The sequence below is a fragment of the Rhodococcus sp. IEGM1339 genome, assembly GCF_050321925.1.
Taxonomy (GTDB): Bacteria; Actinomycetota; Actinomycetes; order Mycobacteriales; family Mycobacteriaceae; genus Rhodococcus; species Rhodococcus pyridinivorans.
This window is the reverse complement of the sequence record NZ_JBNQFT010000012.1, coordinates 96,530-122,214: the sequence shown is the minus strand read 5'-3', so window position 1 is coordinate 122,214 and position 25,685 is coordinate 96,530. Positions and strand designations below refer to the sequence as shown.

The window sequence follows — 25,685 nt, the reverse complement described above, 5'->3', positions numbered from 1 at the left end:
CAAAAATATTTGGCACTGACATTCATCGGCACACTGTTGAGTTCTCAAAGAACACGCACACACCATCGCTCCCGAACCTTCCGGTTCGTTCACTCCGGGTTGATTGTCCATCAGGAGGTCTCTTCGACCTCCGGGGCCACCGACCTTACCAGAAGAATCGGGGGCTCGTAACCAAGTTCAGGCGCCTTCGTCCAACCTCGTTGTCCCGTTCCTCCCGGCCCGGGTCGGTGTCCGTGTCGCTCTGACCTGGAATAAGTTACGCGAGGATCAACTCCCTGCCAAATCGCCTGGTCAGAGGGGGTAGCCCTCGAGAAAAGCCCAGGTGAATATCTCCGAGAGGCGCCGACCGGACCGAAATTGCTTCCGGTGACGCCGGACACAGGGCCCGAACAGGGTTTCCTCCCTAGTGAGACAGGAGTCGGCCTTCCTCGACACCCACCCGCTCGATGGTTCCGCCGAGCTCCTGGAGGATCTCGACGAACCGCGGATAACCACGGTCGATGTGGTAGACGTCGTGCACTTCCGTGACCCCGTCCGCACACAGGCCGGCGAGCACCAGACCTGCGCCCGCACGAATGTCCGATGCCCACACGGGAGCACTCGACAACTGCTCCACTCCCCGCACGACCGCGTGGTGGCCGTCGGTGCGGGCGTCCGCTCCGAGACGCACCATCTCCTCGACGAACCGGAACCGTGCTTCGAAGACGTTCTCGGTGATCATCGACGTCCCGTCGGCGATGGCGGCGAGACCGATGGCCATGGGCTGCAGGTCGGTGGGGAATCCCGGATACGGCAGCGTCGCGAAGTTGACGGCACGGGGCCGCTCCTTCTGCACGACGTGGAATCCGTCTGCCAACGGCATGACTTCGGCGCCGGCACTGCGCAACTTGTCCAGCACCAACGCGAGATGCTTCGGATTGACGCCACGGACGGCGATATCGCCCCGCGTCATCACAGCTGCGATCCCCCACGTCGCCGCAACGATCCGGTCGCCGATGCACCGGTGCTCGGTGGGACGGAGGGACGAGACTCCCGAGACCCGCAGCGTCGTACTGCCCGCACCGGTGATCCGTGCCCCCATGCGGACGAGCATGTTGCACAGGTCGACGATCTCGGGTTCGCGGGCCGCGTTGTCGATGGTCGTGTCCCCCTTGGCGAGGACCGCGGCCATGAGGATGTTCTCTGTCGCTCCCACCGAAGGGAACGCCAGACGGATGGTGGCACCGTGCAGATCGTCCGCTTCCGCGACGACGCATCCGTGCTCGATCGACGAATGGGCGCCGAGCAGTCGCAGACCCGCCTGGTGCATGTCGAGCGGACGGGAGCCGATGGCGTCGCCGCCGGGCAGCGCCACGATCGCCTTGCGGCAGCGTGCAACCAGCGGGCCGAGTACGCAGACCGACGCCCGGAACTGCCGCACTGCCGCGAAGTCTGCGCGGTACTCGGGTTCGGCAGGCGTCGTGATGCGTACGGCGTCGCCTTCGAGTTCGACCTCGCAGCCGAGTCCACGCAGGACGTCGGCCATCAGGGGCACGTCGAGGATGTCGGGGCAGTTGGTGATCGTGGTGGTGCCCTCGGCGAGCAGCGCCGCAGCCATCAACTTGAGGACGCTGTTCTTGGCACCCCCGACGACGACGTCGCCGGAAAGGCGGTTCCCACCTGTGACAAGAAAGCGTTCACTCACAACGACACAGCGTAACGGGCGTGTCCGCGGGAAGAGCAGAGCCGGTACCGTGACGCGCATGGCAGTCCACCTGACACGGATCTATACGCGCACCGGAGACGACGGAACAACGGGGCTCAGCGACTTCTCGCGCGTCTCGAAGAACGATCCTCGTCTGGTCGCCTACGCCGATTGCGACGAGACCAACGCGGCGATCGGTGTGGCCCTCGCACTGGGAGCGCTCCCGGAACGGCTCGTCCCGGTACTCCGACAGATTCAGAACGATCTCTTCGATGCCGGCGCGGATCTGTCGACGCCCGTGGTCGAGAACCCGAAGTACCCGCCGCTGCGGATCACCCAGCTGTACATCGACCGGCTCGAGGGCTGGTGCGACGAATTCAACGAGGAGCTGGAACCGCTCAACTCGTTCATTCTTCCGGGCGGCACGCCGGGGGCGGCTCTGTTGCACACCGCCAGGACGGTGGCACGACGTGCGGAACGGTCGGCGTGGGCGGCGGTGGACGCGGCTCCCGACGACACGAACGTCCTGCCCGCGAAGTACCTGAACCGGCTCTCGGATCTGCTGTTCATCCTGGGCCGGATCGCGAACCCGGACGGCGACGTGCTGTGGAAGCCGGGAACGGGCGCGTGAGGAAGTCCCTCTAGAGGGGGCGGCGGCGCTGCGACCGGCCGTCGGGCCTGGATTCGACCCAGGACATGAAGGCCATCAAAGCGCCGCTGTCGAGCGCGATCTCGTACGAGTCGTCGCGGTCGATCACATCGAGGATCACGATGTCCTCGGTCATGATGTCGAATTCATTGCCTTCCGGCTTCCGTCGCGAACGCACATCGATGCCCTGACGGGTCAGTCGTACGTCGGGTCCGGGCCGAAGGCTCGAAAGCTTGTAGAACGCGAGTGTCTCGTCGCCGTACCGAACGATTCCGTGCCTCCAGCCGGAACCCTCGTTCTGAGGCATCACTCGCAGAATGGCGGCGGTACCCCCGCCGCGCAGGGCAAAGAGGCGGTACAACAAAGCCGCGACGGAGACCGCGAGCAGCACCACAAGGATACTGAGAATCAGAAATCCAGGTGACACTGCTCGTCGGCTCCGTCGCGGCTTCTCGTTGTTCGACGATCAGGCTCGTTCGACAGCCCGCAGGCGGCCGCGGGCCGCTGCGATCTCCGACTCGTCACGATCTGCATCGTTCAGAGTCGACTTGGCTGCCTCGACGTCGATGTCCTCCACGCGGTCGGCGGCTTCGGCGAGCACCGTCACCGTCGTCGCAGTCACCGAGAGGAATCCGCCATGGACGGCCATGACGATCCGCTCACCGTCCGCGGTCCTGACGGACACGACGCCACCCTCGACGAGTTGGCCGAGCACGGGCTCGTGACCGGGCATGATGCCGATCTCGCCCTCGGTGGTCTGGGCGGTGACGAGAGTCGCCGATCCGGACCACACACGCTCCTCGACGGCAACGATGTCCACGCTCATCTCAGCCACGGTGGCCTACTTTCCGGCGATCTTCTTGGCTGCAGCCTCGACGTCGTCGAGTCCACCGCAGCTGTTGAACGCCTGCTCGGGCAGGTGGTCGAACTCGCCCTTGCACACGCGGTCGAAGGCCTCGATGGTGTCGGCGAGCGGCACGACCGAACCCGGCTGACCCGTGAACTTCTCGGCGACGATGAAGTTCTGGCCGAGGAACTTCTGGAGACGACGGGCACGGGCGACCGTGACCTTGTCTTCTTCGGAGAGCTCGTCCATACCGAGGATGGCGATGATGTCCTGCAGTTCCTTGTACTTCTGCAGGATGCGCTTGACCTCGTTGGCCACCCGGAAGTGGTCGGCACCGACGATGCCCGGCTCGAGGATTCGCGAGGTCGATGTCAGCGGGTCCACAGCGGGGTAGATACCCATCTGCGAGATCGGACGCGAGAGCTCGGTGGTCGCATCGAGGTGAGCGAACGTCGTGGCCGGCGCGGGGTCGGTGTAGTCGTCGGCGGGCACGTAGATCGCCTGCAGCGAGGTGATCGAGCGGCCACGCGTCGAGGTGATGCGCTCCTGGAGCTCACCCATCTCGTCCGCGAGCGTGGGCTGGTAACCCACGGCCGACGGCATACGGCCGAGGAGGGTCGAAACCTCCGAGCCGGCCTGCGTGAAGCGGAAGATGTTGTCGATGAACAGGAGCACGTCCTGTCCCTGGACGTCGCGGAAGTACTCCGCCATCGTCAGGGCCGACAGGGCGACGCGCATACGCGTGCCCGGCGGCTCGTCCATCTGGCCGAAGACGAGGGCGGTGTCCTGGAGGACGCCCATCTCTTCCATCTCGAGGTGGAGGTCGGTGCCCTCACGGGTGCGCTCACCGACGCCGGCGAACACCGACGTACCGGAGAACTCACGCGCGATACGGGTGATCATCTCCTGGATCAGAACGGTCTTGCCGACACCGGCACCACCGAACAGACCGATCTTGCCGCCCTTCACGTACGGGGTCAGCAGGTCGATGACCTTGATGCCGGTCTCGAGGATCTCGGTCTTGCCCTCGAGCTGGTCGAAGGCCGGGGGCTTGCGGTGGATGCCCCACTGCTCGCCGTCGCGTCCGGTGCCCGGCGCGTCGAGGCAGTCGCCCAGCGCGTTGAACACGTGGCCCTTGACGACGTCGCCGACGGGAACCGAGATCGGCTTGCCGGTGTCGTTGACGGGGGCGCCACGCACCAGGCCGTCGGTGGGCTGCATCGAGATCGTGCGGACCAGGTTGTCACCCAGGTGCTGCGCGACTTCGAGGGTCAGGGTCTTCGCCACGGACGGCAGAGTGACCTCTGCGTGCAGGGCGTTGAACAGCTCGGGCACGGCGCCACGCGGGAATTCCACGTCGACGACGGCGCCGATGACGCGGACGACGCGCCCGGCAAGGGCCGACGCCGCACCGGCGTTGTTGTCGGTTACTGCTGCGGTCATTGTGGTTCAGTCACTTCCTGCACTCGAGGCGAGCGCACCGGCACCGCCGACGATCTCGCTGATTTCCTGGGTGATCTGGGCCTGCCGGGCCTGGTTCGCCTGACGGCTGAGGGTGTTCACCAATTCCGTGGCATTGTCCGTCGCGGCCTTCATGGCGGTACGACGGGCTGCCGACTCGGAGGCCGCCGCGTCCAGCAGCGACGCGTAGATGCGCGTGCTGATGTACTTCGGCAGGAGAGCCTCGAGCAGAACTCCGGCCTCCGGCTCGAAGTTGTACACGGCCTGCGGTCCCTCGTTGTCCGTGGCGCGGCGTCCGTCGGTGAGCATGTCCTCGCCGAGGTCGATCTCGTCCTCGGTGATGCTCACTTCGAGCGGAGCCATTCTGCGAACCTGGGGGGTCTGGGTCAGCATCGACACGAAGCGGGTGTAGACGATGTGCAGTTCGTCGACGCCCTCGATGGTGCCCTCGCCGTTCGGTGCGGGCACCTCGGTGCCCGAACCCGCCATGAACAGCTCGACCAGGTGACGGCTCGCCTTCGCGGCGTCCGTGTAACGGGGGTCCTGCGAGAAGCCCGTCCAGGCAGCGGCCACTTCACGCTCACGGAACGTGTAGTAGCCGAGGCCCTTACCGCCCATCACGTACAGCACAGGCTCCTTGCCCTCGCTGAGGAGCAGCTGACGCAGCTCCTCGGCTTCCTTGAGGACGTTGGAGTTGTAACCGCCGGCCATACCGCGGTCGCTGGTCACGACCAGCACTGCGGCACGCTTGGGGTTCTCGCGCTCGTTGAGCAGGGGGTGATCCAACGAGGCCGACGCACTCGCCAGCTCGGAGAGCACCTTGGTGATCTCCTCGGCGTACGGCTTGGACGCTGCCACTCGGGCCTGGGCCTTCGTGATACGCGACGTCGCGATCAGTTCCTGCGCCTTGGTGATCTTCTTGGTCGAGTTGACCGACTTGATCCGCGAGCGCAGTTCGCGCAAGTTCGCCATTCGTCGATCACACTCCCTTCACTGGACGCTGGGTCATGGACTCCCCGCTCACTTGCGAACGGTGGTGCGCTTGACGGAGACCTGCTCCTGCTGGATCTCGTCGGCACCGAGGGCCTCGGCCTCTGCCTCGTTCACGACACGGCTGCCGTCGGAGGCGATGAAGCCCTCCTTGAACTTGGCGGTCGCGGCGCGGAGGGCCTCGATCGACTCGTCGGACAGGGCCTTGCCACCGGCGATCTGCTCGTAGACGCCTGCGGCGTTGCGGTGCAGATCCTCGAGGAGCTCGGTCTCGAAGCGACGCACGTCCTCGACCGGAACCGAGTCGAAGACACCTTCGCCGGCGAGGTAGATCGACACGATCTGGTCCTCGACTGCGATGGGCGCGTACTGGTCCTGCTTGAGGAGCTCGACGAGACGCTGACCGCGCTCGAGCTGAGCCTTCGACGCGGCGTCGAGGTCGGAGGCGAAGGCGGCGAAGCCTTCGAGCTCACGGAACTGCGCGAGCTCGAGACGCAGCGAACCGGAGACCTTCTTCATGCCCTTGGTCTGGGCGGCGCCACCGACTCGGGAAACCGAGATACCGACGTTGATGGCGGGGCGGACACCCTTGTTGAACAGGTCGGACTCGAGGAAGACCTGGCCGTCGGTGATGGAGATGACGTTGGTCGGGATGTAGGCCGACACGTCGTTCGCCTTGGTCTCGATGATCGGCAGGGCCGTCAGCGAGCCGCCACCGAGCTCGTCGGAGAGCTTGGCGGAGCGCTCCAGCAGACGCGAGTGCAGGTAGAAGACGTCGCCGGGGTATGCCTCGCGGCCCGGCGGACGACGCAGCAGCAGCGAGATGGCGCGGTAGGCCTCGGCCTGCTTGGTCAGGTCGTCGAACACGATGAGGACGTGCTTGCCCTGGTACATCCAGTGCTGGCCGAGGGCCGAACCGGTGTAGGGGGCGAGCCACTTGAAGCCGGCGGAGTCGGAGGCCGGAGCCGCGACGATGGTGGTGTACTCCATCGCGCCGTTCTCCTCGAGTGCCTGCTTGACACCCGCGATGGTCGAGCCCTTCTGGCCGATCGCGACGTAGATGCAGCGGACCTGCTGTTTCGGGTCGCCGGTCTCCCAGTTCGCCTTCTGATTCAGGATCGCGTCGATGCAGACGGCGGTCTTGCCCGTCTTGCGGTCGCCGATCACGAGCTGACGCTGGCCACGGCCGATCGGGGTCATCGCGTCGATGGCCTTGATGCCGGTCTGCAGCGGCTCCTCGACCGGCTGGCGCTCCAGCACGGTCGCGGCCTGCAGCTCGAGGGCGCGGGTCTCATCGGCTTCGATGTCGCCGAGGCCGTCGATCGGCTGACCGAGCGGGTTCACGACGCGACCGAGGAAGTTGTCGCTCACCGGCACCGACAGAACGTCGCCGGTCCGCTTGACTTCCTGGCCTTGCTCGATGGTCTGGAAGTCGCCCAGGATAACGGCACCGATCTCGGTGGCCTCGAGGTTGAGGGCCACGCCGAGGACGCCACCGGGGAACTCCAGCAGCTCGTTGGCCATCGCCGACGGCAGACCGCTGATGTGCGCGATGCCGTCACTGGTGTCGACGACCACGCCGACCTCCTCGCGGGAGGCCTCCGGGGAGTAGCTCGCGGTGAAATTGTCAATCGCGCTACGGATCTCGTCGGAGGAGATCGTCAGCTCCGCCATGTTCTTCCTGCTCTCGGTATCTGGTCTTCGAAAAGATCTATGTGTGTGTTCGGTAGTGGACTACGTGAGGCTCTTGCGCACTGCAGCGAGTCGACCCGCGGCACTACCGTCGATGACCTCGTCGCCCACCCGGACGACCAATCCACTGAGAAGCTCGGGATCGACCTCGACGTGAACCGTCACAGGCTTCCCGTAGATGCGGGTCAGGGTCGCGGTGAGCCGCTCCTCCTGCTTCGCATCGAGCGGTGCCGCGCTGCGGACGTGCGCGACGGCACGGTCCCGCTGGGCCGCGGCGAGCGCCGACAACTCGTCGAACGTCTCGGCCGGCGACTTGCTCAGCCGACCGACCGCGTGGACCGCCAGCGCCTCGGTGACTGCGGTGACCTTGCCGTACAGCAGGCGCGCCAGCAGATCACGCTTGGCCGAAGCCGGGGTGCTGCGATCCGAGAGCGTCTGCTCGAGCTCCGGGTCGCCTGCCACGATGCGACCGAGGCGGAACAGTTCGTCCTCGACGGTGTCGAGCTGGTCCTGGTCCGCTGCGGCCTTCAGCAGTGCCTCACGGCCGAGCTGGACGAGCGAGTCGGTCAGGTCGGACTGTGCCGACCAGTCCTGCCCCGCTGCGGCCTTGACGGTCGCGAGGGTCTGGGCCGAAACCTTGCCGCCGAAGACCTGCTCGGCCAGCCGCTCGCGAACGGCAGCCGGGGCCGAGGCGTCGGCCAGCGCGGTCCGGAGGGCGCGCTGGCTGTCGAGCGCCTCGACCACCGAGAAGAGTTCGGAACCGGCCTGAGCCGCAGCGGCAGTCGCGGCACCCGAGCCCAGGGCGGACTGCAACGCGGAACGCGTATGAGCGAGTGCCTCACGGCTTGCTGCGTACATGGTGCTCACTTTCCGGATGCAGAGTCAGCGCTGAGGGAGTCGAGTTCGTCGAGGAACCGATCGATCGAGCCGGCACGCTTCACGTCGTCCGCGAGCGCTTCGCCGAGGATCTTCTCGGCGAGATCCACGGAGCTGCGTCCGAGATCGCTACGCAGCTCGGCCACGATCTGCTGGCGCTGGGCCTGCAGCTGGTTGTGACCGGCGGCGACGATACGGTCGCTCTCCTCTTGGGCCTGCGCCTTCATGTCGGCGATGATCTGCTGGCCCTGTGCACGGGCCTCTTCACGGATCTGCGCCGCCTCGGTGCGAGCCTCGGCGAGCTGGCTACGGTACTGCTCGAGCGCGGCCGCAGCCTCCGCCTGAGCTTCCTCTGCCTTCTTGATGCCGCCTTCGATCAGCTCCGAACGCTCGTCGAGCACCTTCTGGAACATCGGAAGCACGAACTTCCAGAAGACGAATCCGACGAGGATCAGGGCGACCAGCGACCAGACGATGTCGTATGTCGCGGGGAGAAGGGGATTGGGAGTCTCCCCTTCCTCTGCCGCGAGGATCAGGATGCTGTCAGCCATTGTGATCGTCGGATCAGAAGATGAAGCCGGCGACGATGCCGATCAGCGCGAGGGCCTCGGTGAAGGCGATACCGAGGAACATCGTGGTGCGCAGCTGGCCGGCCATCTCGGGCTGACGAGCCATGCCCTCGATCGCCTTGCCGACGACGATGCCGATGCCGATGCCGGGGCCGATGGCGGCGAGGCCGTAGCCGATGGCGCCTGCACCCGAGATCGTGGTCTCCTGGGCGAGGACGTCTGCTGCCTGAAGCGCAACGCTCATTGGTGTTCCATTCCCTTTCTTGTGGCTCGGCCCCGGGAGTCGGCAACCGAGTCAGTCTTTGTGTAGATGTGGGTCGTGCCGTTCGTCGAGCTAGTGCTCTTCGGCGTGCAGGGCCAGGTCGATGTACACCGCGGTGAGCAGCGCGAAGATGTAGGCCTGCAGGACGATCACCAGGAGCTCGAAGAAGGTGAACGCGATTCCGCCGATGAGAGAACCGATGCCGAACACCTTCATGAAGCCGTCGGAATCGAAGAAGAAGAACTGCGTGGCACTGAAGAACAGCACGAGCATGATGTGACCGGCCAGCATGTTGGCCATGAGACGAATGGTCAGCGTGAACGGCCGCAGAATGAACGTCGAGACGAACTCGATCGGGATCACCAGCACGTGGAGAGCGGGCGGCAGGTTCGGGATGACGATGCTGCTCTTGACGTAGCGGAAGAATCCGTACTTCTTGATGCCCACATAGTTGAAGACGATGTAGGCGAGTGCCGCGAGCACGATCGGCATACCGATTCGTGCGTTGGACGAGATGTTGAGGAACGGGATGACCGATGTCAGGTTCAGACCGACCACCAGGAAGAAGATGGTGACGATCACCGGGAGGAACCGGCGTCCCTGTTCCTTACCGAGGATGTCCTCGGCGATGTGGATCCGGACGAAGTCGAGCATGATCTCGGCGACGTTCTGCACGCCCCGCGGCACGATCTTCGGACTCCGCAACGCGAAGAAGAAGAACAGCGCGACGATCAGGGCGACGGCGACGCGGATGAGCATCAACCGGTCCATCTCGAAGGGGGTTCCTTCGAACAGGACTGCCGGTGGGAAAAAATCAGCTAGTGACGGCGCGTGGAATTCTCCGGCTGCCAAGGTGGTGACGCTCAGCGCTCTCTCCCGTAGTCGGCCGCAGGCATGCCGTCTGCGGTTCGATCGGACATTGACGATCCAGAAGTCGACCAGGTCGGCTCGCGTATTCGCCAGTGGTCCGAACCGCGTGAACGGTCCCGCTTCCTGCCGGTGTCGGCGACTCTCGTCGACTCGGCGGCCATTTGAACACGACCGCCTACGAAGTCACAACTGCGCACCCTCTTCGAACCCGATGCGGGCAGCGTCACTCTCGTAGAACTCACCCTACCAACTGCTCTACGACAGTGCGTAGGTGGGTTCCTACGTGGGGGGTTATGGACAAGCGGTGCTACTACCGATCGTCGTTGTCGGATCCGGACGACGCGTGGGGATCGACGTACAGGGCACGTTGCGAGAGCACCCCGTAGGTCTCGGCTCCCAGAACGATGACCAGGGCGAACACGATGGTGAGGACGAGCGCGTTGCGGTTGTAGAAGTCGAGCGAGTCGAGCGAGCCCATCACGACGATGGCGAGGATCAGCTTCAGCAGCCAGGTGCCGAGAAGTACGGCTCCGGCGGTCATCGCCGGCATCTTCGACGTCAGGAGAACGCCGAGTGCGGTGAAGAGGATGAACCCTCCGCCGACGGCCGCTCCGATGAGTGCACCCCACAGACCGGGCATCCCGGCGACGAGCACCGAGATCACCGACGCCACGACGGCGAGCGCGAGAAGACCGAGGGCGCCGTACCGCACGGCCGCGCGCATCGGCGCGATCGGGTCGGGCAGCGAGGGCAGGCCGTGGTCGGGTTCGGGATGATCCGGGTTCGTCACGATATCCGAGCCTAACCGACCTCTCGGGAGTGCTCCGGCGGCGTCTCCCCCGACTCGTCGTGCCGCCGCAGCGACGGCACAGCGGTCACGACGAGGGCGAACACGAGACCGCCCGCGAGGATCAACACCACGGCCCGCCGGTCGAGCAGCGAGGAACCGACAGCCCCGAAGGCCAGGATTCCGACCCACAGGTAGAGCAGCAGCACCACGCGACGGTGCGAGTGCCCGATCTGCAGCAGGCGGTGGTGGAGGTGCATCTTGTCGGGGCTGAAGGGGCTGACGCCGGCCCGGGTGCGCCGCACGATCGCGAGGAGCAGGTCGAGGATCGGGATGAACATCACGGCACCGACCAGGATCAGCGGCGAGAGCAGACCGAGCAGGTCGCGCGAACCGTAGGCGCTGAGCGGGATGAGGCCCGAGGCGCTTGTGGAGATTGCGGCGAGCATGAGACCGATGAGCATGGACCCGGAGTCGCCCATGAAGATCTTGGCGGGCTGGAAGTTGTGCGGCAGGAAGCCGAGGCAGGCGCCGGCGAGGGCCGCGGCCATGAGGGCCGGCGGGTAGGCGGAGACGTCGCCGCCCTGATCGAGCAGCAGACCCACGGAGAACGCGCAGATCGCGAGTGCGGCGATGAGACCCAGTCCGGCCGCGAGTCCGTCGAGCCCGTCGACGAAGTTCATCGCGTTGATCGTCACCGCGGCGACGGCGACGGTGATGAGACCGCCCTGGAGCTGGTCGAGTACGAGTGTCGAGGCACTGAACGGGTCGTAGATGACGATCCAGCTCACGCCCATGATCACGAGCACGCCGGCCGCGGTGACCTGGCCGACGAACTTGGTGAGCGCGTCGAGTCCCCACCGGTCGTCGACGATGCCGACGACGACGATGATCGAGGCCGCGGCGAGCGCCGCCCCCATATCCGGGGTGAATTCGAAACCCCTTGTCAGAGCAGGCAATTGCTGAGCGAAGACGATTCCCGCGACGAGGCCGATGTACATGCCGACCCCACCCATCCGCGGGGTCGGGGTCACGTGCACGTCGCGGTCGCGAGGAACGGCGACCGCTCCGAACTTCAGCGCGAGGATCCGCACCACACCGGTCGCGAGGAAGGTCACCACCGCGGCGGTGAGCAGGACGAGGAGAAGCTCCCGGATGGGAACGCCGGCGCCGCGCCCGGCCTGGGCGAGCAGTACGGCGGTGGTGTCGGCTGCAGTCACGTGCTCCGTTCCTCCGCCGCTACTCCCCGCCGGACCGAAGGCGCTCGGGATCATCACCGAGCACCTCCGCGAGTGCTTCGGCCGTCACCGCACCCTCGCGCAGGATGCGTGGGCGGTCACCCGTGAGGTCGACGATCGTCGATGCGACCCCGTGCTCTGCCGGGCCACCGTCGAGATAGACACTCGCCGAGGCTCCGAGTTGCTCGCGCGCCTCGGTGACGTTCGTGGCGGGGGGCCGACCGGAGACGTTGGCGCTGGAGACCGCGAGCGGACCGACCTCGCGCAGCAGTTCCAGGATGACGGGGTGCAGCGGCATGCGGAGCATGACGGTGCCGCGGGTGTCGCCGAGATCCCAGGCCAGGGACGGTGCCTGGTGCACCACGAGGCTGAGTCCGCCCGGCCAGAACGCGCGGATCAACTCCCGCGCCTCGGGACGCACCGAGGCGACGAGACCGTCGATGGTCGTCCAGGAGCCGACGAGGACCGGCACCGGCATGTCGCGGCCGCGCCCCTTCGCGCGCAGGAGCGCCGTTACGGCGTCGGAGTCGAAGGCGTCGGCAGCGATGCCGTACACCGTGTCGGTGGGTACGACGACGAGTCGTCCGGCCTTGAGTGCGCCGCGCGCCGCGTTGAGTCCGGCGGCGCGCGAAGCTTCGTTGTTGCAGTCGTACACGGTGCTCACGCGCTCATCCTTCCACTTCGGCCGCAATCGGCACCGGACGGGTCCTGCCCGTCAGCCGTCCGCCGCAGACCGTACCGACTTCATGCGGTCGGCCTCCACCGCCGTGGGAACACGGTGCGCGGTCACGAAGCGGGCCTTCCCGGCGAGGTCGGGGTGCCGCACGACGTCGCCGAACACCCGACGCTGCTCGAACAGTTCGGCGACCAGCAGGCTGTGCGTGTCGTCGTGCTCGACCGCTGCCGCTCCCCCGATCCGCAGCCACCGCGCAATGTTGGAAACCATGGGCCGGATGACGGACAGTCCGTCCGCTCCCCCGAAGAGCGCCGAGTGCGGATCGTGTTCGACCACCTCGGGTTCGAGGTCGGCTCCTTCCGGGATGTAGGGCGGGTTGGCGACCACCAGGTCGACACTGCCTTCGAGGTTGGTGAGCAGCATGCGGTCGGTGACATCGCCCTGGTACAGCCGGATCGGGGTGTCCCCTTCCTCCGCGCGGGTCTCGGCGTTCCGACGCGCCCAGGCGAGGGCCTTCGCTTCGAGTTCGACGGCGTGGACCTCGGCGTCGGGACGCGCATGCGCGATCGCCAGCGCCAGCGCGCCGGATCCGGTGCACAGGTCGAGGACGACCGGGTTGCGGCTGCCGTGGCGTTCGAGGAAGGCCAGCGCCCAGCCGAGCAGCAGTTCCGTCTCGGGTCGCGGGACGAACACCCCCGGCCCCACTGCCAGGTCGATCTCCCCCATCGGCGAGGTGCCGGTGATGTACTGCAGAGGAATCCGCTTCGCCCGTTGTTCGACCATCGAGCGGTAGGCGTCGATGGTCGTCGCCTCGACGAGCGGGACCAGACCGAGTCGCCCGCGCTCGATGCCGAGCAGGTGCGCTGCGAGAAGTTCGGCGTCGACCCGGGGACTCGGGACTCCGGCTTCCTCGAGGACCGATGCCGCTTCGATGATGGCCAGGCGCAGAGGTTGACGGCTCACGCCTTACAGCGTGCCACGACCTCGTACCTGCACTACGCCGAGGTAGCCCTCGCATTGCACGCAGAACACCCGGACCGGACATCGAGGGTGTTTCCGACAACGTGATTGACGGCACGGCGGGATGGGCACCCGAACGAGGACCGATACCTTCCGGTCGGTTTCATCGACAGAAAGGGATTGCTCCATGAAGACGCGGACTGTGCGTGGAATCACCGTCCTTGCCGCTGCGGGTGCAACCGCCTTCGCGGCCCCTGCTCTCGCGAGTGCCGAGCCCATCGACTTCCAGCCGATCCCCATCGGATGCCCGGCGGGTATCGGCGTGGTCGACACGGAGACCGCTCTCGCCGAGGAAGACGCGGAGCCCGGCCAGATCGAGTACGAGATCGAGCAGGAGGGCAGCGGAGGAGGCCAGATCAGCTGGGTGAACCTGAGGACGCTTCAGCTGGGCGGTGGTGTCCTTCCGGACGCAATCGACGAGGAGGAACCTGCCGTCGCTCTCCAGACCGGTGACGGACTCGTCGTCAGCGCAGTCTGGGGTGCCCATCAGAACGCCGGCGGCGAGGGCTGCTTCCTGCTGCCGGGCGTCGATCTCACGAACGTTCCACCGACGGCGGTCGAGGACGGCGAGGCCGGTCAGGGCGACGACACTCCTGCCTGATCCGCTGGCGACGAGCCCGGTTCGCGGTTACTCCGCCGCGAGCCGGGCCTCTCTGTCTGCGGCGCCCAGGGCGTCGAGCAGTGCGTCGAGTTCGCCGTCGAGCACCGCGTCGAGGTTGTGGGACTTGAAGCCGATGCGGTGATCGGTGATCCGGTTCTCCGGGAAGTTGTAGGTGCGGATGCGCTCCGACCGGTCGACGGTCCGGACCTGGCTGGCGCGACCCGCTGACGCCTCGGCCTCGGCAGCTTCTTCGGCCGCTGCCTGCAGGCGCGCCGCGAGGACCTGCATCGCGCGGGCCTTGTTCTGCAGCTGCGAGCGTTCGTTCTGGCAGGTCACCACGATGCCGGTGGGAAGGTGCGTGATGCGCACGGCAGAGTCGGTGGTGTTGACACCCTGACCGCCCTTGCCGGACGACCGGTAGACGTCGATGCGCAGGTCGCTCTCGTCGATCTGCACCTGCTCGACCTCGTCGGGCTCGGGGTAGACGAAGACGCCGGCCGCGGAGGTGTGCACGCGTCCCTGCGACTCGGTGACGGGCACACGCTGGACGCGGTGCACGCCGCCCTCGAACTTCAGGCGGGACCACACGCCGTCGCGCACGTCGGTCCGCGACTTGATCGACAGCGTGACGTCCTTGTAGCCGCCGAGATCGGAGTAGGTGGCACCGAGGACCTCGACGCGCCAACCGGCACGTTCGGCGTAGCGCGTGTACATCCGGGTGAGATCGCCGGCGAACAGGGCGGATTCCTCGCCGCCCTCACCGGACTTGACCTCGAGGACCACGTCGTCGCTGTCGTGCGGGTCGCGCGGGGCGAGCAGGTCGGTGAGCGAGCGGTCGAGCTCGGCGACCTGCGCCTCGAGGTCGTCGACCTCGGATGCGAAAGTCGCGTCGTCGGCGGCGAGTTCGCGCGCCGCCTCGAGGTCCTCGCGGGCCTGCTTCAGAGCGTTGTAGGTCGACATCACGGGGGCGAGTTCGGCGAACCGCTTGCCGACCCGACGCGCTGCTGCAGGATCGTCGTGCAGCGACGGGTCGGACAGCTGCTGCTCCAGACCCGCGTGTTCGGCCAGGATGTCGTCGATGGCCGACGGCTTGGTCTGCCCCGCCATGAGTGTGCTCCGCTCTGATTTCGGTCTTGCATGAAAAAGCCGACGCCCGGCCTGCACGAGGGCAGTACCGGGCGTCGGCGTGACAGCTAGTTGTCGGAAGCGGCCTTCTTCGGAGCACGCTTGCCGTAGCGAGCCTCGAAGCGCGCGACGCGTCCACCGGTATCGAGGATCTTCTGCTTGCCGGTGTAGAACGGGTGGCAGTTGGAGCAGACTTCGACGTTGATACGTCCCGACTCCTTGGTGCTGCGCGTCTCGAACGTGTTACCGCAACCGCAGACGACGGTCGTCGTCACGTAGTTGGGGTGGATTCCTGCCTTCATGGTGTCCCTTTCATGGCCGCCGGGTCGCCTTCGCGGGTCGAAGACGTGAACCGGAGCCGGACTGAGCCTGCCGATTATGCCAAACGTAGGGCCCCGGGAGGAAATTCCCCGGGGCGCCGACGTCAGTCGTCGAGTGCCCCCGGTGCGGTTTTCGCCACATTCATGAGGAACTCGATGTTCGTCTTGGACTTCTTGAGCCGGTCGATGAGCAGATCGATCGCCTGGTGCGAATCGAGGCCCGAAAGCACGCGGCGGAGCTTGTGCACCACGGCGAACTCGTCGGGGCTCATGAGCAGCTCGTCCTTGCGGGTACCGGACGGGTTGACGTCGACCGCCGGGAACACGCGCCGCTCGGCGATCTTCCGGTCGAGCTTGAGCTCGGCGTTACCCGTGCCTTTGAACTCCTCGAAGATCACTGTGTCGCCGGTGGAACCGGTCTCGACCATCGCGGTGGCGATGATCGTGAGCGATCCGCCGTTCTCGATGTTGCGGGCGGCACCGAGGAAACGCTTCGGCGGGTACAGCGCGGTCGAGTCGACACCACCGGAGAGGATGCGTCCGGATGCCGGCGACGAGTTGTTGTACGCGCGGCCGAGACGGGTGATGGAGTCGAGGAGCACCACGACGTCCTGGCCCATCTCCACGAGACGCTTCGCACGCTCGATGGCGAGCTCGGCGACCGAGGTGTGATCCGACGGCGGCCGGTCGAAGGTCGAGGCGATGACCTCACCCTTCACCGAACGCTGCATGTCGGTGACCTCTTCGGGACGCTCGTCGACGAGCACGACCATCAGGTAGCACTCGGGGTTGTTGACGGCGATCGCGTTCGCGATGTCCTGGAGGACGGTGGTCTTACCGGCCTTCGGCGGCGACACGATGAGTGCACGTTGACCCTTACCGATCGGCATGACCAGGTCGATCACGCGCGTGGTGAGGATGTTCGGCTGGGTCTCGAGGCGCAGTCGCTGGTTGGGGTACAGCGGCGTGAGCTTGTTGAACTCGGGGCGGCGCTTGGCCGAGTCGACCTCGCGGCCGTTGACGGTGTCGAGACGAACCAGCGGGTTGAACTTCTGACGCTGGTTGCCTTGCTCGCCCTCACGGGGGACCCGCACGGCGCCGGTGATGGCGTCGCCGCGGCGCAGGCCGTTCTTGCGCACCATGTTCATCGACACGTACACGTCGTTCGGGCCGGCGAGGTAGCCGGAGGTGCGGACGAACGCGTAGTTGTCGAGGACGTCGAGGATGCCGGCGACCGGCTGCAGGACGTCGTCCTCGCGGATCTCGGGCTCGCGCGAGTCCGAACCGCTCTCGCCGCGGTCGCGTCCACGACGACGCTCACGGAAGCGACGACCCCGGCGACCGCGGCCACCTTCCTCGTCGTCTCCCCCACGGTTGTCCTGGCCCTGGCGCGGACCCTGGTTACCGCCGTCGCGATCGCCGGCGTCCTGGTTGCGGTCGCCCTGGTTACGGTCGCCCTGGTTACGGTCGCGGCGCGAGGAGCCGTCGCCGGAGTTACGGTCCTGGCCACGCTCGCGGTGCGAGTCGCGATCCTGGACCTTGTCGCGCTGCGAGTCGCGATCCTGGCGACCGTCCTCGGACGCGTCGGCACCCTCGGTCTGCTGGTTCTGGTCGGCGTTGTCGCCACCGCGGCGTCCGCGACGGCCACGGCCGCGGCGGTTACCGTCGGATTCGTTGTCGCCACTGGGGGTCTGGCCGCCCTGCGGCTTCTCCTGCGAGCTTTCTTCACCGTGCTTCACGTCGGCCTTCTGCTCGGCCTGTTCGGCGTCGGCCTTCTGCTCGGCCGGTGCGGCGTCGGCCTTCTGCTCGGGCGCGGCGGTCTCGTCGGTGGCGGCACGGCCACGGCGACCGCGGGTGCCACGCGAGGGTGCTCCCTCGGGCTTGCCGGCAGTCTCGGGCTTCCCCGCCGTCTCGGTCTTCGCTGCCGCGTCGGTCTTCTCGGGGGCAGCGGTCTTCTCGGCTGCCGGCTGCTCGGCAGGTGCGGCGGCGCCGCCTCCCTGCTTCTCCTTGATCGCAGCGATGAGATCACCCTTGCGCATCCCGGAGGTGCCCTTGATTCCGAGCTCGGCGGCAAGAGTCCGCAACTCGGCAAGCACCATGCCCGAAAGGCCTGCTCCGCGGCGACCGCGCGTGGTCGTCCGGCTACCGGCCTCGGGAATGTCGAGAGCAGGTGTAGTGATCAGGTCCGTATCTGTCACGGAGATCCTTCCTTCCCTCGCTCGCTCATGCGCAGCAGAGGGTTCGTCCCGCAGATCAGTTCGTCCACTGAGCTGGGATTTGCCGTACGAGTTCAGGGAAAACGAACGGTCGGCACGTCCGCCACCACACCGAAATCCGGTAGGTGCGGTCTGTCCCCCTCCCGGATCCGGGAGCAGGTGAGGATCGATCCAGGCTCGACGCCCCGATGGAGCTGGAGTGATTACCCTGGAGAATCCGGCGACTGATACGCACGACGTGCGGACACCCCACAGAATAGCGACGATCTGTACGTAGAGCAAGAATCGCCGTGCCGGATGGGACGTGTGTGTTGCACCACCCGTCGACCTCCATCCGGCACCATCCGTCGGTCCCCAGCACTCCGCGTCTACTCAGTCGACCTGGACGCCCTCGGCGATCTCGAGTTCGAGCACCGTCAGTTCGTCGGCCTCGGCGGCGGCCCGCAGTTCGTCGGGCAGCGCGGAGGTCGTGAGCGCGAGCACGGTCGGCCCGGCACCCGAGACGACGGCGGGGATGCCCGCCTCGCGCAGTGCGGCCACCCATTTGGTGGTGAGCGGGAGTGCGGGTGCCCGCTGGGCCTGGTGGAGCAGATCCTGCGTTGCCGGCATCAGCAGCTCGGGCCGCTCGGTGAGCGCGACGACCGCGAGAGCCGCTCGGCTGACGTTGAACGCCGCGTCCCGATGTGGGACGAGTTCGGGCAGCAGGCCCCGGGTGTGGGCCGTCGACGAACGGACCGACGGGACGAAGGCGTACGCCTTGATGTCCGGGTGCACACGCAGGCTCACCGCGCGGTAGGTCCGCTGTTCGGAGTCGACTTCGACCTCGGTCCACGACACCACTGCCCCACCGAGGACGCTCGCGGAGGCGTTATCGGGATGGCCCTCGAACTCGGAGGCGAGCTGCACGAGCTGCTCGTCGTCGAGGACGCGCTCGGGAGCGATCTTGCGGACGAGCCCGTTGGCCGCTGCCAGCCCTCCCACCGCCGCCGAGGCGGAGGATCCCAGGCCACGCGAGTGCGGGATGACGTTGTGGCACACGACGTCCAGTCCGTCCGCCCACACACCGGCGGCCTCGAGTCCCCGCTCGACGGCACGGACCACGAGATGGGAGGGTCCCCACGGAACCTCCTGGGCGCCTTCCCCCTCCACCTTCACGTCGAGCCCGGAAGCCGTTGTCGTGACGGTGATCTCGTCGTACAGACCGAGGGCGAGACCCAGACAATCGAAGCCGGGACCGAGATTCGCGCTCGAAGCGGGAACCCGTGCCGTCACCGAAAGCCCCACGGGCAACGTCTGCGTCATGTCCTGATTCCCAACGGAGGAAGGCGTGGCGGTCAACTCAGGCCAACTCGAGCGCGGAGGCGACCGCGACCGGGTCGACCGGGATGGGCTCGACCACGGGCACGTCGCGCAGGGCCGTATCGGGGTCCTTGAGACCGTTGCCGGTCACGGTGCACACGACCTTCAGGCCGCGCTCGAGCCAGCCTTCCTTGCTCGCGGCGAGCAGACCTGCGATGGAGGCGGCCGAGGCCGGCTCGACGAAGATCGACTCGGACTTCGCGAGCAGCCGGTACGCCTCGAGGATCTCCTCGTCGGTCGCCGCACGGAATGCGCCGTTCGACTCCTCCTTGGCGGCCACCGCGCCGTTCCACGATGCGGGAGCGCCGATGCGGATGGCGGTCGCGATGGTCTCGGGATCCTTCACCGGATGGCCGAGGACGAGCGGCGCGGCACCAGCGGCCTGGACGCCGAGCATGCGCGGGCGGCGCGTGCTGAGGCCGTCGGCGGCGTACTCGCTGTAGCCCTTCCAGTAGGCGGTGATGTTGCCGGCATTGCCGACGGGCAGCACATGCACGTCGGGGGCGTCGCCGAGCGCGTCGACGATCTCGAAGGCGGCAGTCTTCTGGCCCTCGATACGCACCGGGTTCACGGAGTTGACCAGACCGATGGTGGAGAACTCCGCGGTGGTCTTGCGTGCCAGTTCCAGACAGTCGTCGAAGTTACCCTCGACCTGCACGATCTTCGCGCCGTGCATGACGGCCTGGGCGAGCTTGCCCATCGCGATCTTGCCCTGCGGGACGAGAACCGCGCAGCCGATGCCGGCGCGCGCGGCGTAGGCGGCGGCCGAGGCCGAGGTGTTGCCGGTGGACGCGCACAGCACCGCCTGCTTGCCGGTCGCGAGGGCCTCGGTGACCGCCATGGTCATACCGCGGTCCTTGAACGAGCCGGTGGGGTTGAGACCCTCGACCTTGACATGCACCTCGCAGCCGGTGATCTCCGACAGGCGCGGAGCCGGGAGCAGCGGCGTTCCACCCTCGCGCAGCGTGACCGTCTTCCAGTCGTCACCGATCGGCAGGCGCGAACGGTACGCCTCGATCAGGCCCGGCCACGGCGTGTGTACGGGGGTGGTGTTCTTCTCGGCCGCGCTCATTCGGCGGATCCCTCCAGTCTCAGGACGCTGGTCACAGCGATCACGGATTCGAGTTTGTCGAGCGCTGCGACGGTATCCGCCAGCGCACGGTCGGTGGCTTGATGGGTGAGTACCACCAGACGGGCAGCGTCGCCCGCGCCTTCCTGGCGGACCGCTGCGATGCTCACGCCCCGCGTGGCGAACTCGGCGGCGACCGCGGAGAGCACGCCGGCGCGGTCGGCGACCTTCAGATTGACGTAGTAGCGGGTGAGGATGTCACTCATGGGCGCGATTTCCAGCTGCGCGTACTTCGATTCACGCGGACCACGACCGCCCTGCACCCGATTGCGGGCGGCCATCACGAGATCGCCCATCACGGCGGAGGCGGTGGGGGCGCCACCGGCACCCTGGCCGTAGAACATGAGCCGACCCGAGGACTCCGCTTCGACGACGACGGCGTTGAACGCACCGTTGACCGAGGCCAGCGGGTGCTCGCGGGGCACGAGGGCCGGGTAGACCCGGGCGGACACGCGGTCCTTGCTGTCGACGGACGGGACGCGCTCGCACAGCGCGAGCAGCTTGATCGTGCAGTTGAGCGCGCGCGCCGAGGTGAGGTCGGCGGCGGTGATCGAGGAGATGCCCTCGCGGTAGACGTCGGCGGCCGTCACGCGGGTGTGGAAGGCGATCGACGCGAGGATCGCCGCCTTCGAGGCGGCGTCGAAGCCTTCGACGTCGGCGGTGGGATCGGCCTCGGCGTATCCGAGGCGGCCCGCCTCGGCGAGCGTCTCGCCGTAGTCGGCGCCCGTCTCGTCCATGGCCGAGAGGATGTAGTTCGTGGTGCCGTTGACGATGCCGACGACCCGGTTGACCTTGTCGCCCGCGAGCGACTGGGTAAGCGGGCGGATCACCGGGATCGCGCCGGCCACGGACGCCTCGAAGTACAGGTCGACGTTGCGGGCCTCGGCCACCTCGGCCAGTTCGCCGGTGTAGGCGGCGAGCAGTGCCTTGTTGGCGGTGACGACGGACTTGCCGGCGTCGAGCGCCGTGCGCACGAGCTTGCGGGGCAGTTCGATGCCACCGATGAGCTCGACGACGATGTCGACGTCGTCGCGGCGGATCAGCGCCTCGGCGTTCGTCGTGACCAGTTCCGCGGGGAGACCCCGGTCGCGGGCGGCGTCGCGTACGGCGACGCCCCTCAGCTCGAGGGGGGCACCGATGCGCGCCTCGAGATCCGCGGCGTCCTCGCGGATGATCCGCGCGACCTCGGCACCGACGGTGCCATGTCCGAGAACCGCCACACCCACCGGACGCCGGCCCGAAGCATCGGTCGCCGTTACACTGGTCACTCCGAAACCTCCAAGTTGAGCAGATCTTCGAGGGTCTCGCGGCGCAGCAGAACGCGCGAGACGCCGTCCTTGACCGCCACGACGGCGGGGCGAGGAAGCAGGTTGTACCTGCTCGACATCGAGTAGCAGTATGCACCCGTCGCCGCGACCGCCAGTAAATCACCGGCTGCGACGTCTGCGGGCATCCAAGCGTCGCGGATGACGATGTCGCCGCTCTCGCAGTGCTTGCCGACGACGCGCGAGACCACCGGCTCGGCGTCGCTCACGCGGGAGACGAGGCGCGACTCGTACTCCGCCTGGTACAGCGATGTGCGGATGTTGTCGCTCATGCCGCCGTCGACGCTGATGTAGCGGCGGACGTGCCCGGAACCGACCTCGACGTCCTTGAGGGTTCCCACCTCGTAGAGCGTCACTGTGCCCGGTCCGGCGATGGCGCGGCCCGGTTCGACCGCGAGGGTCGGGGCCGGCAGCCCGGCGAGCGCGGACTCGGTGCGGACGATGTCGCCCAGCTTCGCCGCGAGGTCGGCGACCGGCGGCGGGTCGTCGCTCGGCACGTACGAGATGCCCAGACCACCGCCGAGATCGACGATGTTCATCTGCGAGGTCTTGTCGACACCGAACTCGGCGACGATGTCGCGCAGCAGGCCGATGACGCGGTGGGCGGCCAGTTCGAAGCCGTCGACATCGAAGATCTGCGAGCCGATGTGGCTGTGCAGGCCGACGAGGCGGAGATTGTCGGCCGCGAAGACGCGGCGCACGGCCTGCATGGCGTTGCCACCGGCGAGCGAGAGCCCGAACTTCTGGTCCTCGTGCGCGGTGGAGATGAACTCGTGGGTGTGGGCCTCGACGCCCACGGTCACGCGGATGAGCACGTCCTGGACGACACCGGCCTCACCGGCGACCGCGTCGAGCCGGTCGATTTCGGTGAGCGAGTCGAGCACGATGTGCCCGACCCCGGCGGTCACGGCGGCCTGCAGTTCGCGGACGGACTTGTTGTTGCCGTGCATCGCGATCTTCCCGGCAGGGAATCCGGCGTGCAGGGCCACGGCGAGCTCACCGCCGGACGCGACGTCGAGCGAGAGCCCTTCCTGATGAACCCACCGTGCGATCTCGCTGCACAGGAACGCCTTCGACGCGTAGTGCACCTTCGCCGACGGGCCGAAGGCCTCGGCGATCTCCCGGCAGCGGGAGCGGAAGTCGTCTTCGTCGACGACGAACAGCGGGGTGCCGTACTTCTCGGCGAGCTCGGTCACCGGGATACCGGCGATGCGCATGACGCCGTCCTCGCCGCGCGCGGCATTGCGGGGCCACACGTGCGGGGCCAGCGCGTTGAGCGCCGCGGTGTCGGCCGGGCGCTCGGGCAGGTTGGGGGCGTGCGGGATCTGGGCGTGACGCGGTCCCGCGGGGTGCGCGTTCACATCCGCTCCGGGGCGGTGACGCCGAGCAGGCCGAGGCCGTTGGCGAGGACCTGGCGTGCGGCCGCGCACAACGCGAGTCGCGCGGTGTGCAGCGGTCCGGCTTCCTCGTCGCCCTGCGGCAGGATCCGGCAGGCGTCGTAGAAGCGGTGGTAGGTGCCCGCGAGTTCCTCGAGATAGCGGGCGACGCGGTGCGGTTCGCGCAGTTCGGCCGCCTTTGCCAGCACCCGGGGGTACTCGCCGAGGGTGCGGATGAGGTCGCCCTCGCGCTCGTGGGTGAGTAGCGAGAAGTCGGCGCCCTCGGCGGTCAGGCCGAGATCGGCGGCGTTGCGCGCGATCGACGACAGTCGTGCGTGGGCGTACTGGACGTAGTAGACCGGGTTCTCGTTCGTGGTGCTCGCCCACAGCTCGAGGTCGATGTCGATGCTCTGGTCCACCGAGGAACGCACGAGCGAGTAGCGGGCGGCGTCGACGCCGATCGCCTCGACGAGGTCGTCGAGGGTGATCACGGTGCCGGCCCGCTTGCTCATCCTCACGGCCTCGCCGCCACGGACGAGGTTGACCATCTGGCCGATCATCACCTCGACGGTGTCGGGGTCGTCGCCGAACGCCGCCGCGGCGGCCTTCAGACGCGCGATGTAGCCGTGGTGGTCGGCACCGAGCATGTAGATGCACAGGTCGAAGCCGCGCGAGCGCTTGTCCTGGAAGTAGGCGATGTCGCCGGCGATGTAGGCGGCGTTGCCGTCGGACTTGATGACGACACGGTCCTTGTCGTCGCCGTAATCGGTGCTCTTGAGCCACCACGCGCCGTCGTCGAAGTACAGATTGCCCGACGCCTTCAGGGTCTCGACGGCCTTCTCGACGGCTCCGCTCTCGAAGAGGGAGTTCTCGTGGAAGTACACGTCGAAGTCGACGCCGAACTCGTGGAGGGTGCGCTTGATGTGCGCGAACATCAGGTCCACGCCGATCGAGCGGAACGTCTCGTGCCGCTCGTCCTCGGGGAGCTCGAGGGCGTCGGGGCGCTGCTCGAGCACGGAGGAGGCGATGTCGACGATGTACGCGCCGGCGTAGCCGTCCTCGGGGGCGGGCTGTCCGAGTGCGGAGGCGATGAGCGACCGGGTGAAGCGGTCGATCTGCGCGCCGTGGTCGTTGAAGTAGTACTCGCGGGTGACCTCGCCACCCTGGGCGGTGAGGATGCGTCCGAGCGCGTCGCCGACCGCGGCCCAGCGGGTGCCACCGAGGTGGATCGGGCCGGTGGGGTTGGCGGAGACGAACTCGAGGTTGATCCTCGTGTTCGCGAGGTCGCTGCCGGTGCCGTAGGCGGCGCCCTCGGCGAGCACCTTCGCCACGATCGCTCCCTGGGCGTCGGCGGCGAGCCGGATGTTGAGGAAGCCGGGGCCCGCGACCTCGGCGGAGTCGATGCCGTCGGCGGCGGTCAAGGCTTCGGCGAGCCAGGTGGCGAGTTCGCGGGGATTGACGCCGACCTTCTTCGCAACCTGCATCGCGACGTTGGTCGCGTAGTCGCCGTGCTCCGGATTGCGCGGGCGCTCGACGGTGAGAGTCTCGGGAAGAACGGACGCGTCGAGACCACGGTCGGTGAGGACACCGGCGGCGGTTCCGCGGAGCAGCTGAGCAAGGTCGGAGGGAGTCACAGGTGTCCATCCTATTGGCTGGTCGATCGCGGCGCCGACGCTCCCCCTACCGGCAGGTCGAGGCACCGCGCGAGAGCACGCCCGTAGAGTTGTGGGTGTTTGTGCGCCCGATGGGCGCGCGTCCGCCTGTCCACCCGTCGAAAGAGCACACAGCGATGCCCAGCGGTTCGGTTAGTGGCGGCTCCGGTAACAAGAAGACCGGAGCCAAGTCGTCGAAGGCCATTCAGGCCGCCAAGAAGAAGAGCGGCGGCGCTCCCGGGGTCTCCGCGCAGCGCCAGATCCCGTGGTTGACGATCGGCGGCGTGGCCCTGGTCGTCGTGCTGGTCGCCGTGATCGCTGTGAGCCTCATCCCGAAGTATCAGAACCAGCAGGAGATGTCGGCATGGACGCCGTCGGAGTCCAACCAGGACCCGTCGGACGACATCGAGGGCGTGCTGAAGATGGAGTACCCGGCCGGTGTGCACGTCGCGCCGGGCCAGCGCGTCGCGTACGACCAGTCGCCGCCGTTCGGTGGCCCTCACGACTCCGTCTGGGCGACCTGCACCGGAACGGTCTACGAGCAGCCTGTGCGGAACGAGAACATGGTGCATTCGCTCGAGCACGGCGCCGTGTGGGTGGCATACAACCCCGATCTGCTCGACGACGCCGCGGTCGACACGCTCCGCGCGAAGGTCGACGGCCGCACCTACATGATGATGTCACCGTATCCGGGACTCGAGGCTCCCGTCTCACTGCAGTCGTGGGGTCACCGGCTCGAGGTCGACAGCGTCGACGACGAGCGCATCGACCAGTTCATCAGCGCGCTGCGCCTGAACCAGTACACCTACCCCGAGGTGGGTGCGAGCTGCTCGACGATCCCCGGTTCGTTCGATCCGGCGAACCCGCCGGCCTTCGACGCCTCCGAGCCCGGCCCCGACGCGGTGCCGATGAACGCGGAGACCGCGGGCGACATGCAGCAGGCACCGGCCGGGAGCTGACG

General features: G+C 67.4%; 25 protein-coding genes. 3 read left to right on the top strand and 22 right to left on the bottom strand.

Annotated elements, in window-relative coordinates; all coding sequences use genetic code 11:
• Window positions 1-403: 403 nt before the first annotated feature.
• Entirely contained in the window at window positions 404-1,684 is a 1,281-nt protein-coding gene (gene murA / locus ACQR3U_RS13405) for a UDP-N-acetylglucosamine 1-carboxyvinyltransferase (protein WP_019288974.1), read from the bottom strand.
• Between the two features lie 58 nt (window positions 1,685-1,742).
• On the opposite strand from murA, the gene ACQR3U_RS13400 reads away from it, so the two are divergent.
• Window positions 1,743-2,315: a cob(I)yrinic acid a,c-diamide adenosyltransferase gene (locus ACQR3U_RS13400; protein WP_230810611.1), complete on the top strand. Its 573-nt coding sequence runs from the start codon at window positions 1,743-1,745 to the stop codon at window positions 2,313-2,315.
• A 10-nt stretch (window positions 2,316-2,325) separates the two neighbouring features.
• On the opposite strand, the gene ACQR3U_RS13395 is transcribed toward ACQR3U_RS13400, so the two are convergent.
• The 13 genes from ACQR3U_RS13395 to prmC form a co-directional block, all read right to left on the bottom strand.
• Window positions 2,326-2,724: a DUF2550 domain-containing protein gene (locus ACQR3U_RS13395; RefSeq protein WP_372477599.1), complete on the bottom strand. Its 399-nt coding sequence runs from the start codon at window positions 2,722-2,724 to the stop codon at window positions 2,326-2,328.
• 75 nt (window positions 2,725-2,799) lie between these two features.
• Window positions 2,800-3,168, bottom strand: a complete 369-nt coding sequence (locus tag ACQR3U_RS13390; RefSeq protein WP_006552597.1) for a F0F1 ATP synthase subunit epsilon — start codon at window positions 3,166-3,168, stop codon at window positions 2,800-2,802.
• 6 nt (window positions 3,169-3,174) lie between these two features.
• Window positions 3,175-4,623 (bottom strand): F0F1 ATP synthase subunit beta, encoded by a 1,449-nt coding sequence (atpD, locus tag ACQR3U_RS13385; protein ID WP_006552596.1) that lies wholly within the window; start codon window positions 4,621-4,623, stop codon window positions 3,175-3,177.
• A 6-nt stretch (window positions 4,624-4,629) separates the two neighbouring features.
• Complete coding sequence (locus ACQR3U_RS13380) at window positions 4,630-5,613, bottom strand: F0F1 ATP synthase subunit gamma (protein WP_006552595.1); 984 nt, start codon at window positions 5,611-5,613, stop codon at window positions 4,630-4,632.
• Between the two features lie 48 nt (window positions 5,614-5,661).
• Window positions 5,662-7,305 carry a F0F1 ATP synthase subunit alpha gene (gene atpA / locus ACQR3U_RS13375; RefSeq protein WP_230810613.1) on the bottom strand — a complete coding sequence of 548 codons (1,644 nt, stop codon included), beginning with the start codon at window positions 7,303-7,305 and terminating at the stop codon, window positions 5,662-5,664.
• A gap of 60 nt (window positions 7,306-7,365) precedes the next feature.
• Window positions 7,366-8,181, bottom strand: coding sequence for a F0F1 ATP synthase subunit delta (locus ACQR3U_RS13370; RefSeq protein ID WP_230810614.1), 816 nt, complete (start codon window positions 8,179-8,181; stop codon window positions 7,366-7,368).
• A 5-nt stretch (window positions 8,182-8,186) separates the two neighbouring features.
• On the bottom strand, window positions 8,187-8,750 hold the full coding sequence (locus ACQR3U_RS13365) for a F0F1 ATP synthase subunit B (protein WP_006552592.1): 564 nt from the start codon (window positions 8,748-8,750) through the stop codon (window positions 8,187-8,189).
• A 13-nt stretch (window positions 8,751-8,763) separates the two neighbouring features.
• The gene (locus ACQR3U_RS13360; RefSeq protein ID WP_006552591.1) at window positions 8,764-9,012 is read right to left on the bottom strand and encodes an ATP synthase F0 subunit C; all 249 of its coding nucleotides are present in this window, start codon (window positions 9,010-9,012) and stop codon (window positions 8,764-8,766) included.
• Between the two features lie 90 nt (window positions 9,013-9,102).
• A complete protein-coding gene (atpB, locus tag ACQR3U_RS13355) occupies window positions 9,103-9,801 on the bottom strand; it encodes a F0F1 ATP synthase subunit A (RefSeq protein ID WP_006552590.1) in 699 nt (232 codons plus the stop codon).
• Between the two features lie 409 nt (window positions 9,802-10,210).
• Window positions 10,211-10,690, bottom strand: a complete 480-nt coding sequence (locus tag ACQR3U_RS13350; protein WP_230810615.1) for a hypothetical protein — start codon at window positions 10,688-10,690, stop codon at window positions 10,211-10,213.
• 11 nt (window positions 10,691-10,701) lie between these two features.
• The gene (locus ACQR3U_RS13345; RefSeq protein WP_006552588.1) at window positions 10,702-11,907 is read right to left on the bottom strand and encodes an MraY family glycosyltransferase; all 1,206 of its coding nucleotides are present in this window, start codon (window positions 11,905-11,907) and stop codon (window positions 10,702-10,704) included.
• Between the two features lie 19 nt (window positions 11,908-11,926).
• Complete coding sequence (locus ACQR3U_RS13340; protein WP_024103704.1) at window positions 11,927-12,589, bottom strand: L-threonylcarbamoyladenylate synthase; 663 nt, start codon at window positions 12,587-12,589, stop codon at window positions 11,927-11,929.
• 51 nt (window positions 12,590-12,640) lie between these two features.
• A complete protein-coding gene (gene prmC / locus ACQR3U_RS13335; RefSeq protein WP_006552586.1) occupies window positions 12,641-13,564 on the bottom strand; it encodes a peptide chain release factor N(5)-glutamine methyltransferase in 924 nt (307 codons plus the stop codon).
• A 184-nt stretch (window positions 13,565-13,748) separates the two neighbouring features.
• Between prmC and ACQR3U_RS13330 the strand changes: the two genes are divergently transcribed.
• Window positions 13,749-14,222 carry a hypothetical protein gene (locus ACQR3U_RS13330; RefSeq protein WP_230810616.1) on the top strand — a complete coding sequence of 158 codons (474 nt, stop codon included), beginning with the start codon at window positions 13,749-13,751 and terminating at the stop codon, window positions 14,220-14,222.
• Window positions 14,223-14,249: 27 nt separating this feature from the next.
• On the opposite strand, the gene prfA is transcribed toward ACQR3U_RS13330, so the two are convergent.
• From prfA to argS, 8 genes are all read right to left on the bottom strand, one after another.
• Window positions 14,250-15,329, bottom strand: a complete 1,080-nt coding sequence (prfA, locus tag ACQR3U_RS13325; RefSeq protein ID WP_006552584.1) for a peptide chain release factor 1 — start codon at window positions 15,327-15,329, stop codon at window positions 14,250-14,252.
• 86 nt (window positions 15,330-15,415) lie between these two features.
• On the bottom strand, window positions 15,416-15,649 hold the full coding sequence (gene rpmE, locus ACQR3U_RS13320) for a 50S ribosomal protein L31 (protein WP_230810617.1): 234 nt from the start codon (window positions 15,647-15,649) through the stop codon (window positions 15,416-15,418).
• A 122-nt stretch (window positions 15,650-15,771) separates the two neighbouring features.
• A complete protein-coding gene (gene rho, locus ACQR3U_RS13315) occupies window positions 15,772-17,865 on the bottom strand; it encodes a transcription termination factor Rho (RefSeq protein ID WP_372477600.1) in 2,094 nt (697 codons plus the stop codon).
• A gap of 390 nt (window positions 17,866-18,255) precedes the next feature.
• Complete coding sequence (gene thrB / locus ACQR3U_RS13310) at window positions 18,256-19,185, bottom strand: homoserine kinase (RefSeq protein ID WP_033097981.1); 930 nt, start codon at window positions 19,183-19,185, stop codon at window positions 18,256-18,258.
• Window positions 19,186-19,222: 37 nt separating this feature from the next.
• On the bottom strand, window positions 19,223-20,314 hold the full coding sequence (thrC, locus tag ACQR3U_RS13305; RefSeq protein WP_006552580.1) for a threonine synthase: 1,092 nt from the start codon (window positions 20,312-20,314) through the stop codon (window positions 19,223-19,225).
• Window positions 20,311-21,597, bottom strand: coding sequence for a homoserine dehydrogenase (locus ACQR3U_RS13300; RefSeq protein ID WP_230810665.1), 1,287 nt, complete (start codon window positions 21,595-21,597; stop codon window positions 20,311-20,313). The genes thrC and ACQR3U_RS13300 overlap by 4 nt, the downstream gene beginning before the upstream one ends.
• A 38-nt stretch (window positions 21,598-21,635) precedes the next feature.
• Window positions 21,636-23,057, bottom strand: a complete 1,422-nt coding sequence (gene lysA / locus ACQR3U_RS13295) for a diaminopimelate decarboxylase (protein ID WP_039587736.1) — start codon at window positions 23,055-23,057, stop codon at window positions 21,636-21,638.
• A complete protein-coding gene (gene argS / locus ACQR3U_RS13290; RefSeq protein ID WP_006552577.1) occupies window positions 23,054-24,706 on the bottom strand; it encodes an arginine--tRNA ligase in 1,653 nt (550 codons plus the stop codon). Before argS ends, lysA begins: the two co-directional genes overlap by 4 nt.
• A 155-nt stretch (window positions 24,707-24,861) precedes the next feature.
• Between argS and ACQR3U_RS13285 the strand changes: the two genes are divergently transcribed.
• On the top strand, window positions 24,862-25,683 hold the full coding sequence (locus tag ACQR3U_RS13285) for a DUF3105 domain-containing protein (RefSeq protein WP_112319988.1): 822 nt from the start codon (window positions 24,862-24,864) through the stop codon (window positions 25,681-25,683).
• Window positions 25,684-25,685: the final 2 nt, after the last annotated feature.

Bases quoted from the DNA above. Each gene is read 5' to 3' on its own strand.
- ACQR3U_RS13400 (WP_230810611.1), top strand. From the start codon at position 1,743: ATGGCAGTCCACCTGACACGGATCTATACGCGCACCGGAGACGACGGA.
- atpD (WP_006552596.1), bottom strand. From the start codon at position 4,623: ATGACCGCAGCAGTAACCGACAACAACGCCGGTGCGGCGTCGGCCCTT.
- ACQR3U_RS13380 (WP_006552595.1), bottom strand. From the start codon at position 5,613: ATGGCGAACTTGCGCGAACTGCGCTCGCGGATCAAGTCGGTCAACTCG.
- atpA (WP_230810613.1), bottom strand. From the start codon at position 7,305: ATGGCGGAGCTGACGATCTCCTCCGACGAGATCCGTAGCGCGATTGAC.
- ACQR3U_RS13370 (WP_230810614.1), bottom strand. From the start codon at position 8,181: ATGTACGCAGCAAGCCGTGAGGCACTCGCTCATACGCGTTCCGCGTTG.
- ACQR3U_RS13365 (WP_006552592.1), bottom strand. From the start codon at position 8,750: ATGGCTGACAGCATCCTGATCCTCGCGGCAGAGGAAGGGGAGACTCCC.
- ACQR3U_RS13360 (WP_006552591.1), bottom strand. From the start codon at position 9,012: ATGAGCGTTGCGCTTCAGGCAGCAGACGTCCTCGCCCAGGAGACCACG.
- atpB (WP_006552590.1), bottom strand. From the start codon at position 9,801: ATGGACCGGTTGATGCTCATCCGCGTCGCCGTCGCCCTGATCGTCGCG.
- ACQR3U_RS13330 (WP_230810616.1), top strand. From the start codon at position 13,749: ATGAAGACGCGGACTGTGCGTGGAATCACCGTCCTTGCCGCTGCGGGT.
- prfA (WP_006552584.1), bottom strand. From the start codon at position 15,329: ATGGCGGGGCAGACCAAGCCGTCGGCCATCGACGACATCCTGGCCGAA.
- rpmE (WP_230810617.1), bottom strand. From the start codon at position 15,649: ATGAAGGCAGGAATCCACCCCAACTACGTGACGACGACCGTCGTCTGC.
- thrB (WP_033097981.1), bottom strand. From the start codon at position 19,185: ATGACGCAGACGTTGCCCGTGGGGCTTTCGGTGACGGCACGGGTTCCC.
- thrC (WP_006552580.1), bottom strand. From the start codon at position 20,314: ATGAGCGCGGCCGAGAAGAACACCACCCCCGTACACACGCCGTGGCCG.
- ACQR3U_RS13285 (WP_112319988.1), top strand. From the start codon at position 24,862: ATGCCCAGCGGTTCGGTTAGTGGCGGCTCCGGTAACAAGAAGACCGGA.